General features: G+C 72.5%; 8 protein-coding genes. 5 read left to right on the forward strand and 3 right to left on the reverse strand.

The annotated features are described in order from the left end of the window. Positions 1–298: 298 nt before the first annotated feature. Entirely contained in the window at positions 299–1222 is a 924-nt protein-coding gene (locus tag ACWJ6R_RS24375; RefSeq protein ID WP_449064461.1) for an NAD(P)/FAD-dependent oxidoreductase, read from the reverse strand. After that, positions 1203–1724, reverse strand: coding sequence for an NAD(P)-binding protein (locus ACWJ6R_RS24380; protein ID WP_449064462.1), 522 nt, complete (start codon positions 1722–1724; stop codon positions 1203–1205). Before ACWJ6R_RS24380 ends, ACWJ6R_RS24375 begins: the two co-directional genes overlap by 20 nt. A 48-nt stretch (positions 1725–1772) precedes the next feature. Here ACWJ6R_RS24380 and ACWJ6R_RS24385 point away from each other — a divergent pair, with 48 nt between their 5' ends. From ACWJ6R_RS24385 to ACWJ6R_RS24395, 3 genes are all read left to right on the forward strand, one after another. After that, the gene (locus tag ACWJ6R_RS24385) at positions 1773–2564 is read left to right on the forward strand and encodes a recombinase family protein (RefSeq protein ID WP_449064463.1); all 792 of its coding nucleotides are present in this window, start codon (positions 1773–1775) and stop codon (positions 2562–2564) included. Between the two features lie 138 nt (positions 2565–2702). Beyond that, positions 2703–4874 carry an SF1B family DNA helicase RecD2 gene (gene recD2 / locus ACWJ6R_RS24390; RefSeq protein ID WP_449064464.1) on the forward strand — a complete coding sequence of 724 codons (2172 nt, stop codon included), beginning with the start codon at positions 2703–2705 and terminating at the stop codon, positions 4872–4874. Positions 4875–5210: 336 nt separating this feature from the next. Further along, on the forward strand, positions 5211–6428 hold the full coding sequence (locus tag ACWJ6R_RS24395; RefSeq protein ID WP_449064465.1) for an Ig-like domain-containing protein: 1218 nt from the start codon (positions 5211–5213) through the stop codon (positions 6426–6428). Positions 6429–6534: 106 nt separating this feature from the next. Here ACWJ6R_RS24395 and ACWJ6R_RS24400 read toward each other — a convergent pair whose 3' ends face one another. Continuing rightward, positions 6535–7488, reverse strand: coding sequence for a radical SAM protein (locus ACWJ6R_RS24400; protein WP_449064466.1), 954 nt, complete (start codon positions 7486–7488; stop codon positions 6535–6537). Between the two features lie 163 nt (positions 7489–7651). Here ACWJ6R_RS24400 and ACWJ6R_RS24405 point away from each other — a divergent pair, with 163 nt between their 5' ends. Continuing rightward, positions 7652–8215, forward strand: coding sequence for a GNAT family N-acetyltransferase (locus ACWJ6R_RS24405; RefSeq protein WP_449064467.1), 564 nt, complete (start codon positions 7652–7654; stop codon positions 8213–8215). Continuing rightward, the gene (locus ACWJ6R_RS24410; protein WP_449064468.1) at positions 8212–8589 is read left to right on the forward strand and encodes a DUF952 domain-containing protein; all 378 of its coding nucleotides are present in this window, start codon (positions 8212–8214) and stop codon (positions 8587–8589) included. Before ACWJ6R_RS24405 ends, ACWJ6R_RS24410 begins: the two co-directional genes overlap by 4 nt. Positions 8590–8647: the final 58 nt, after the last annotated feature.

Raw genomic sequence — 8647 nt, forward strand, 5'->3', positions numbered from 1 at the left:
CGAGTGGGGCGGCGGCGAGTGCGGCGCGGGCCCGCTCGCGGACGGCGTCCAGGCGGTCGTAGAGGGCGTCCAGGCGGGCCTGCTCGGTCCGCAGCGCTTCGGCGAGGGCGGGGTCGGGTTGACGGGATCCCATCTCTTTGCTAGACTCCTGTCCAATGGGTTTTGTATATCCAAGAGACGGTTGAGTATAGCGTTCCCGTCTTCCTCCCGCCTGCCCGCGCACCGGGAAGGACCCCCGGCCGCCACCCTCGCAGAGCCGACCCCGCCCCGGCTCGGCACCGGACGGGCCGAGGGCGCCTCACCGGCCGCGCGGCCGCAGCCCGCCCAGCAGCCAGCGGCCGGCCACCGCGCCGGCCAGATGCGGCGGTACGGTCCCCGCCCCCAGGCCCACCTCCACCAGCAGGTCGAACACCTCCCTGCGCCGGGAGGCCACCGCGATCGCCGCGTCGATGAAACCGGGAAAGCGGGCGGCGCGGGCCAGCACGTCGGTGGTGCGCAGGTGCCGCCCCAGGGCCCCACGCAGCGCCCGCCGGTAGGCGGGCAGCGGGTCACCGGCCGCCCGCACCGCCGCCTCCCCGGCCAGGCGGCCCGAGAGCAGCGCGTAGTAGATGCCCTCGCCGGTCAGCGGGTTGATGAGGCTGGCGGCGTCACCGGCGAGCATCACCCGGCCCGCGCCGGGCCCCGGCCGCCCGCACGACAGCGGCAGATGATGCGCCCGCAGGTCCCGGGCGGGCAGGTCGGGCAGCAGCTCGGCGAGCCGGCCGTGCAGCACCCGGCGGCCGGGCAGGTCACAGGCCCGCAGCCGGGGCAGGAGCATGCCGAAGCCGACGTTGGCGCTGCCGTCGCCGACCGGGAACGACCAGGCGTAGGCCGGCCAGCCCTCCCGCTGCATGGCGATGAGCTGGACGTCGTCGTCGGCGGGCACGTCGGCGTAGCCGCGCACCGCGATCGCGGTGTGCCGCTCGGGGGCGGCCGGCAGGCCGATGAGGCGCCGCACGGTCGAGTTGGCCCCGTCGGCGGCGACGACGGCGCGGGCGGTGAAGATCCCGTCGACGACCACGTGCGAGCCGCGCTCGGCCAGTGCCCGCACCCGGTGGCGGCGCACCTCGACCCCGCGCTCCCGGGCCGCCTCCACCAGGCGGGCGTCGAAGACCCGGCGGGGTACGACGTGGTTGGGCCGGGCGACGGTCGCCCGGACGCGCTCACCGCCCGGCGAGACCACCTCCAGGCGCCGCGTCGGCCGGTAGTCGTCGAGCAGGCCGGACAGGCCGAGCCGGGCCAGCTCGTCGCGGCCGTGGGCGGCGATGCCGTCGCCGCAGGCCTTGTCGCGGGGGGAAGTCCTCCCGGTCCAGCAGCAGCACCCGCGCGCCGGGGCGCAGCTGCCTGGCCCGCAGCGCCGCCGCCGAGCCCGCCGGACCCGCCCCGACGACCACCAGATCCCATACGCCGTCCACCGCACCGCTCACCCCGGTGGTCTGCCACGCTGCGCCCCGGCGAAACCCGACCGGTCGGTGATCGGACGGCAGATAGGAACGGCTACTGCGGTCACAGCCGCTAGGAGATTCGCTCAATGCACTTGAAGTGATGCTCTGAGAATTACGGAAGAACCTGTAACGATGGAACCATGCAGATGGCTGCCGGTTTCCCCACCTCTCCGTTCGAGGATCTCGTTCCAGCCATCGGCTACGTGCGTGTGTCCATGATGCTGGGCGAAAAGATCTCACCGGAAGTCCAGATGGACGCGATCAAAGCATGCGCCGCTCGCAGAGGACGTGGATGCCCGCACCCCGTCGGGCAGGCTCGCCCGCGGCATCCACTTCGAGTTCGCCGCCTACCACCCCGACCTGGTGGGGGCGCGCTGGTCGGAGGCGTTCCAGAATCGGCTCAGGCGCGGGCTTCCACCGCTGGGGGGTGACTACTTCGGGTACGTGCGTCGAGGCCGTCAGCCGCATCCGCTGTTCCATGACCGGACGATCCTGAACCCGGAGGACGGGCCGGAACGCTACGGGCCTGATGCCGAGGGCGGTACCGGAGAGATCCTGGCCGGGCTGTACCGGCGCTGGCTGGCCGATCGGAGCTTCTACGCGCTGGCCAAGGACTTGAACATGCGGATGGTGCGTACTCCCGGCGGCAGGGAGTGGCGGCAGGACGAGATCGCATGGATGCTCGACCAGGGATTCGGCGCGGGAAAGATCAGCGTGCATGACCCGGCATGCGAGTGCGGCCGGGCGACGCGTTGCAACCGCAGGGCGCTGTTTCCGGGCGCGCATCGGGCGGTGATCGACGGGGAGACATGGAAGGCGTACACAGCCGCGCGTCAGACGATGAAGCGGCTGCCGCGCAAGTCGCGTACGTCGCTGCATTCACTTTCAGGGCTGATCGTGTGCGGGATGTGCGGACGCTCGTGGAGGACGGGCGGCTGCTGCGGGAGGAACTGCGGGGGAAGGCGGGGACGGTCTATCGGCTCTCCCGGACCGAAGAACACGCGCCGTCCCGAGTCGGGCATTCCTGACCCGGGGGCCGGGGACGGCGCGTCCCGCCACGGGCTCCAGGACTGCCGATGAACCAGCCGATCAAAGTGGCGCAAAGTCGTTGTTCCGGCCGTACCCTCTTGTTGCAGACTGGCGTGGAAGGGCGTGGAAGTGGATCCGGCAGGCGGTCAGGCCGCCAGGAGTGAGACTCCTGGGACTAGTTTTTCCGCGGTGCTGGAGCGCATCACCTACGCCAACGAGGAGACCGGCTACACCATCGCCCGGGTGGCCACCGAGCGGTCGGGGTCGGAGCTGCTGACCGTGGTGGGGCCGCTGCTGGGCGCGCAGGTGGGCGAGTCGCTGCGGCTGACCGGCCGGTGGGGCTCGCACCCGCGCTACGGCCGCCAGTTCGAGGTGTGGTCCTACACCACGGTGCTGCCGGCCACCGTCCAGGGCATCCAGCGCTACCTGGGCTCCGGGCTGATCAAGGGCATCGGGCCGAAGATGGCCGAGCGGATCGTCGCGCACTTCGGCACCGCGACCCTGGAGGTCATCGAGACCGCCCCCGAGCGGCTGGTCGAGGTCCCCGGCCTGGGCCCCAAGCGCACCAAGCTGATCGCGACCGCCTGGGAGGAACAGAAGATCATCAAAGAGGTGATGGTCTTCCTGCAGGGGGTCGGGGTGTCCACCTCCATCGCGGTGCGCATCTTCAAGCAGTACGGCGACCGCTCCATCGAGGTCGTCAGGAGCGAGCCGTACCGGCTGGCCGACGACGTGTGGGGCATCGGCTTCAAGACCGCCGACACCATCGCCCAGGCCGTCGGCATCCCCCATGACAGCCCCGAGCGGGTCAAGGCGGGCCTGCGCTACACCCTGTCGCAGGCGGCCGACGACGGCCACTGCTACCTGCCGGCGCCCAACCTGCTCGGCGACGCCGTCAAGATCCTGGAGGTGCCCGCCGAGCTGGCCGCCCGCTGCCTGGAGGAGCTGGTCGCCGAAGAGGGCGTGGTCCGCGAGGAGCTGCCCGCAGGCGAGGTGACGATCCCCGCGGTCTACCTGGTGCCGTTCCACCGCGCCGAGCTGTCGCTGGCCCGGTCGCTGCGGGCGCTGCTGGGCGCCGGCCACGACCGGCTGGGCGCCTTCGCCGGCGTCGACTGGCCGGTGGCCTTGGAGTGGCTGCGCGGCCGTACCGGCGCCGAGCTGGCAGCCGAGCAGGAGAAAGCGGTGCGGCTGGCGCTCACCGAGAAGGTCGCGGTGCTGACCGGCGGACCGGGCTGCGGCAAGAGCTTCACGGTGCGCTCCATCGTCACGCTGGCCCGCGCCAAGAAGGCCAAGGTGATCCTGGCCGCGCCCACCGGCCGGGCCGCCAAGCGCCTGGCGGAGCTGACCGGCCACGAGGCGACCACGGTGCACCGGCTGCTGCAGCTGCGCCCCGGCGGGGACGCCACCTTCGACCGCGACAACCCGATCGACGCCGACCTGGTCGTCGTCGACGAGGCCTCCATGCTGGACCTGCTGCTGGCCAACAAGCTGGTCAAGGCCGTCGCGCCCGGCGCGCACCTTTTGTTCGTCGGTGACGTCGACCAGCTGCCGTCGGTCGGCGCGGGAGAGGTCCTGCGCGACCTGCTGGCCGCCGAGGAGGAGATCCCCCGGGTACGGCTGACCCACATCTTCCGCCAGGCCCAGGAGTCGGGCGTGGTCACCAACGCCCACCGGGTCAACACCGGCCTGATGCCCGCGCTGGAGGGCATGAAGGACTTCTTCCTGTTCCCATGCGAGGAGCCGGAGGAGATCGCGGCGCTGACCGTCGACGTGGTCGCCAACCGCATCCCGCGCAGGTTCGGCCTCAACGCCCGCCGGGACGTGCAGGTGCTGGCGCCGATGCACCGCGGCGCGGCCGGGGCAGGCAACCTCAACACCGTGCTGCAGGAGGCGCTCACCCCGGCCCGCGAGGGCATGCCCGAGCGCCGCTACGGCGGGCGGGTGTTCCGCGTCGGCGACAAGGTCACCCAGCTGCGCAACAACTACGACAAGGGCGCCGCCGGGGTGTTCAACGGCACCGTCGGCGTGGTGACCGACATCCGGCCCGACGACCACAAGCTGCTGGTGCGCACCGACGAGGACGAGGAGGTCGAGTACTCCTTCGACGAGCTCGACGAGCTCGCCCACGCTTATGCGGTCTCCATCCACCGCTCCCAGGGCAGCGAGTACCCCGCGGTGGTGATCCCGCTGGCCACCAGCGCGTGGATGATGCTGCAGCGCAACCTGCTCTACACCGCGATCACCCGCGCCAAGAAGCTCGTCGTCATCGTCGGCTCACGCCGGGCGCTGGGCCAGGCGGTGCGCACGCGCGGCGCCGGGCGCCGCCACACCAGCCTCACCCACCGGCTCCGCCAGGGCTGACCGTGCCCGCTGGCCCGCGGCGGGAGGGGGGTCCGGCGGCGGCGCCGAGGTGCGTGATCGAGGTCGCGGCGGACGGGCAGGCCCGCGGCCCGCCGGCTGCCCCTGACCGTCCGTGCTCTCGGCCCGGGGCCGGGAGCACAGGCGCGGATCACCGGCGGGCATGGAGAGCCGGATTCATCTTGATGAGCCGGTGACTCCATGTCAACAGCCACCCGACCAATGAATGTTACCTAAATGTGACACTTTCGGTCTGAACCCTGGACGTCCCACGCGCATCTCCTATTAGTGTTTTTAGACGCAGTTTGCTGCCGTATGGGGGATGGGGTTGTGTTGAACGTGGGATCCCGACGACTCAGGACGCCGCTGGCCGGACTGGCGGTGGCGGCCACGGCCGTGCTCGTCGCCTCCTGCTCCAGCGGACCGGCCGAGACGGCCCCCGTCGCCGACCGCAAGGACGCCGGCGGTGCGCAGGCCAGCCCGGCCGCGCCGGTCATAAAGATCAGCCCCGCCGAAGGCAGCGACACCGTCCGCCCGGACAAGAAAGTGGTCGTCACCGCCGCCGGCGGACCCCTCGAGCAGGTCACCGTGGAAAGCGACGGCCGGCAGCTCGAAGGCGAGTTCGACGCCGCCCGCAGCAAGTGGGTCTCCACCGCACCGCTCAAGCCCGCCAGCGACTACACCGTCTCGGCCACCGCCGCGGGCGGCACCACCGCCAGCAGCTCCTTCACCACCCTCAAGCCGAAGGTCGAGCTGGCCGTGGCGGACGTGACCCCCGCCGTCAAGGGCGAGAAGGTCGGCGTGGGAGCACCGATCATCGTCAGGTTCAACAACCCCATCCTCTCCAAGGCCGGCAAGGCCAACGTCGAGCGGGCCCTTGAAGTCGAGGCCGAGCACCCCGTCGAGGGTGCCTGGCGGTGGATCGACGACACCACGGTGATCTACCGCACCGCCAAGTTCTGGAAGGCCCACCAGAAGGTGACCTTCACCGCCCGCCTCCAAGGGGTGCAGGGCGGCAAGGACATGTACGGCACCAAGGACCTCACCAAGACCATCCGCATCGGCGCCGCCCAGATCTCCACCGTCGACACCCGCAAGCACGTCATGATCGTCAAGCGGGACGGCAAGACCGTCAAGAAGATGCTGATCAGCGCCGGCATGGCCACCACCCGCGCCTACACCACCACCAGCGGTGTGCACCTGGTGATGGGCAAGTCCAACCCCGAGCGGATGATCTCCCCGGGGTTCGAGAAGGGCCACCCAGAGTACTACGACGTCATGATCAACCATGCCGTCCGGTTCTCCAACAGCGGCGAGTACGTCCACGCCAAGAACAACGTCTGGGCCCAGGGCCGGCGCAACGTCAGCCACGGCTGCATCAACGCCCGCCCCGACCAGGCCAAATGGTTCTACGACAACGCCCAGCGCGGCGACGTGATCACCATCAAGGGCACCGACCGCGCCGTCGAATGGAACAACGGCTGGAGCTACTGGCAGCTGTCGTTCAAGGAGTGGAAGAAGGGCAGCGCCCTGACCGGCTCCGCCGCCGCCGGCTGACCCCGGCCCCCGGCCGGCCCGGCTTGCGGGAACCGCCCGGCCGCCTCGAGGGCCTCAGCGCCCGCGACGCCCTCGAACCGGCCCGCCACCTCAGGCCGACCCGCCCCTAGAGCAGGGGACAGCTGCCGGGCCGCGGCCGCCCCGGCGGCACCGGCGGGGGACCGGACCGCAGCCGGTAGCGCTCGGCCAGCCGGTCCACCTGCCCGACGACCCGGCGGACGTAGCCGTCATCGGCGTCGGGGCCACCGCCGTACAGCTCCTCATAACGGGCGACCAGCCCGGGATGCCGCTCGGCCAGCCACGACAGGTACCACTCGCGGGCGCCCGGCGGCAGGCGCAACACCCGCGGCTCCACGGCCGCGGCGCCCGCCGCGGCGATCCGCCGCACGGTCGCGGCCAGCTGGTCGGGCGAGTCGGTCAGCAACGGCAGGACCGGCGCCATCGCCACCCCGCACGCCACCCCGTGCTCGGCCAGCGCGGCCACCAGCTCCAGGCGCTTTTGCGCGCTGGGCGCCCCCGGCTCGACCGCCCGGCGCACCTGTCGTCGACGAACGCCACCGACACCACCACCCCCGCCCCGGCGGCCCGCCAGCGCACCGGCGTCGCGCAGCACCAGCGGGCTCTTGGTGCGCACCGTGAACGCCGCCCCCGCCTCGGCCAGCGCGGCGACCACCCCGGGCATCAGCCGGTAGACCTCCTCGGCGGGCTGATAGCAGTCGCCGGTCAGGCCCACCGTGACCGGCCCCCCGTCCCACCTGCGGGCCAGCTCGGCCCGCAGCCTCCGCACGATGTCGGTGCGCACCACGATCCGCGAATCGAAGTCGGCGCCCGAGTCCAAGCCGAGACGGCGGTGCCCCCGCCGCGCCGGGCAGTAACGGCACGCCTGCGCGCACCCGCGGTACGGATTGACCGCCCAGCCGCCGGGCACGGCCTCCAGCGCGGTGCGGGTCCGCACCTCGTAGCAGGTCAGCGCGCCATGGACCCGCCTCACCGCGGTGCGTTCGATCCGCGGCCGCGTGTCGGGCGCCTCGGCCACCAGCGCGGGGGAGTCCCATCCCATGACGCCCAGTGGAACACGCTTTCGACTCCGGCCGCAACCGGTTCGCCCCGCGGCCGCCCCGGTGATCCTCCGGCGTCTCCGGACCCCGCCGCGACCGGCGGCACCCCGCGCTCCACACCGGAGCGGCCGCGCGCCCCCGCAGCGCGTCGCCTAGGCTGGCCAGGTGCTGAAACCCGCCTACCCGATCCGTACCGAGCGCCTCCTGCTGCGCCCGTTCACCCCCGGCGACCTGGACGCCCTGCACGCCGTCCAGTCACTGCCCGAAGTCACCCGCTACCTGTACTGGGGACCCCGCGACCGCGAGCAGGCCGGCCAGGCCCTGGAGGCCAAGATCGGCCAGAGCGCGCTGCTGGACGAAGGCCAGGCCCTGTCCCTGGCGGTGGAGGTCGCCGCCACCGGCGAACTGGCCGGCGACGCCCTGCTGTTCTGGCACAGCCGCGTCCACCGCTCCGGCGAGATCGGCTACGTCTTCCACCCCGACCACCACGGCCGCGGCTACGCCACCGAGGCCGCCCGCGCCCTGCTCGGACTCGCCTTCGACGGCCTGGACCTGCACCGCGTCACCGCCCGCCTCGACGGCCGCAACACCGCCTCGGCCCGCGTGCTGGAACGCCTGGGCATGCGACGCGAAGCCCACCTGGTGGAGAACGAGTGGGTCAAGGGCGAGTGGACCGACGAACTGGTGTACGCGATCCTGCAGCGCGACTGGCGGCGGCAACCCCGATGAACCACCCGGCGGACGGCCCCGCGGACGACCCGGCGGACGTCCCGGCGGTCATCCTGCACCTGGCCCTCACCGCCGACTGGCAGGCCGCCCGCACGGCGGGGGAGTACCGCGTCTCCACCCTGGGCCGGACCCTGGAGCAGGAAGGCTTCATCCACGCCTGCGCCGGCCCCGCCCAGCTGCGCGGTGTCGCCGACCGATTCTACCGCGGCGCCACCGAACCGCTCACCCTGCTCACCATCGACCCGGCGGGACTCGACGTCCGCATGGAACCCCCGGCCGACCCCGCCGCCGGCCCCGCGGAGACCTTCCCGCACGTCTACGGCCCGATCCCCCTCGCCGCCGTCGTCTCGGCCACCCCGTTCACCCCCGCCTGACGCCCCGCCGGGTGCGCCATAGCGGGCCTCACCGGCGCGCGCGGACCCGGTCCCCGGC

It is taken from the genome of Planomonospora algeriensis (assembly GCF_977012225.1).